We start from the raw sequence: 2,049 nt of genomic DNA, 5'->3' as shown, positions 1-2,049 counted from the left end.
CCCGCGACGATGCGCGTGGTGCAGATCGATCCCGGTCCGATGCCCACCTTGATGCCGTCCGCCCCGGCATCGATCAGTGCGCGGGTCGCCTCGCCCGTGGCGACGTTGCCGGCGATCACTTGCACCGTGTTGGAAAGCTTCTTCACGGCTTCCACCGCGCGCGCGACATCGCGGTTATGGCCATGCGCGGTATCGATGATGATCACGTCGCATTCGGCCTCGACCAGCGCCTTCGTGCGCTCCAGCCCCTTTTCGCCCACGGTCGTGGCGGCGGCCACGCGCAGGCGGCCCGCCGCGTCCTTGGTGGCGCTGGGGAACGTCACGGCCTTCTCGATGTCCTTCACCGTGATCAGGCCGATGCAGTGGAAGGCATCGTCCACCACCAGCAGCTTTTCGATCCGGCGCTGGTGCAGCAGGCGGCGCGCATCGTCGCCGCTGGTGCCGAGCTTCACCGTGGCCAGGTTCTCGTGCGTCATCAGTTCGCGCACCGGCTGCGCCGGATTGTCGGCAAACCGCACGTCGCGATGGGTAAGGATGCCAAGCAGCTTGCCGCCGGGCTCCACCACCGGAATGCCGCTGATCTTGTTGGCGCGCATGATCGCCTGCGCCTCGCCCAGCGTGGCATCGGGCGCGATCGTGATCGGGTTGACCACCATGCCGCTTTCGAAGCGCTTGACCGCGCGGACCGCTGCCGCCTGTTCCTCCACGGTCAGGTTCCGGTGCAGCACACCAATGCCGCCCAGCTGCGCCATGACGATCGCCATGTCCGCCTCGGTCACGGTGTCCATCGCAGAGGACAGCACCGGAATGTTGAGCGAGATCGCGCTGGTCAGGCGGGTGCGGGTATCGGCCTGCGATGGCAGCAGATCGGACTCGCCGGGACGCAGAAGTACGTCGTCGAAGGTAAGGCCGAGGGGGATATCCATGGTGCTGCCACTTTCAGTCCGGGGAGAATCGTGGCGGCCCATGTAATCAAGCCGGGCGGTTTGCGCTAGGGGGTAGCGCCTTTGGTCGCACCGCCGCCCGATCCGGGCGCCGGAACGCGCTTCGCGTCGGCGAATTCGCGCACCAGTTCGGTGTGCAGCGTCACGTCATCGGCCATGCCGCCCACCTCGATCAGGTCCGCCTTGTCCGCCGGGGTGTGGTAGCGCTCCTTCATGAACCGGTCGAGCCGCTCGGGATCGCCATAGCTGCTGCTGACCATCACCGCCGGTACGTCGTGCTGCATCAGCGCCCAGCTGTCCTGCCGCCGCACGAAGGCGTTGGCGGCATCGTCATTCACCAGCCTGCGCTTCATCCGCGCCACCACGCGGCCGATCCCGGCATCGAGCCCGGTCATGCCCCGACCGACGATCGCGACCGGCCGCCCGGCCGGCACCAGCCCCGTGCTGTCGACATTGAAGGCGGCCACCACCTTGTCGAGCGGCAGCGGCGGGTTCTCGGCAAACGCCATCGCGCCCAGCAGGCCCAGTTCCTCGCCCGTGGTAGCGACGAAATAGACATCGCGGTCCATCGGCTTGGCGCCGCGCGCCTGCCCGCGCACCAGGCTGCGCGCGACTTCGGTGATCACCGCCACGCCCGAAGCGTTGTCGACCGCGCCGGGGCACAGCATCGGCGGGGTGCCGCATTGGCCGAAGTGATCCCAGTGCGCCATCACCAGCACCGCGCCGGCGGCGGGATTGCGCCCCTCGATCTTGCCGATCAGGTTGTGCGTCCGCACGCGCGTTTCCGTGCTGGTCGCCTCCAGCGATCCTTCCACGCCCAGCAGGCGCGGAACAAAGCCAGCCGCGGCCGCCTCGTGCCGCAGGGCGACCACATCGCGCGCGGCGCCACCCGCCAGCATCTGCCCGGCAAAGGCCGGAGTCACGAAAGCCTCGATGTCCCCACCCAATTGCCCGCCCGCCAGCGCATAGCCCGCGCGCCGACGGCGGGCCGTCACTTCGTCGATGCGCCGATCGCCGTCCAGCACCACGATCACCGCCGATGCGCCGGCATCGAGCAGACGCCCCGGCCGGTCCTCGGTCGCGGCGGAGGGTGTCCCCGGCGGCA

General features: G+C 69.1%; 2 protein-coding genes (1 of these 2 only partly in view). Both read right to left on the bottom strand.

What is annotated here, in order from left to right:
* A partial coding sequence (gene guaB / locus B3547_RS14275) for an IMP dehydrogenase (RefSeq protein WP_292964178.1) occupies window positions 1-926 on the bottom strand: 926 nt, incomplete at its 3' end.
* Between the two features lie 65 nt (window positions 927-991).
* On the bottom strand, window positions 992-2,049 hold the 3' portion of the coding sequence (locus B3547_RS14270) for a M28 family metallopeptidase (protein ID WP_292964176.1). 13 nt of this gene lie beyond the right edge of the window; the window shows 1,058 of its 1,071 coding nt (coding positions 14-1,071); its start codon lies beyond the right edge, outside the window; the stop codon is at window positions 992-994.

Origin of the sequence: Novosphingobium sp. UBA1939 (genome assembly GCF_002336885.1) — a bacterium.
GTDB lineage: Bacteria > Pseudomonadota > Alphaproteobacteria > Sphingomonadales > Sphingomonadaceae > Novosphingobium.
This window is presented reverse-complemented; position numbering and strand designations above follow the sequence as displayed.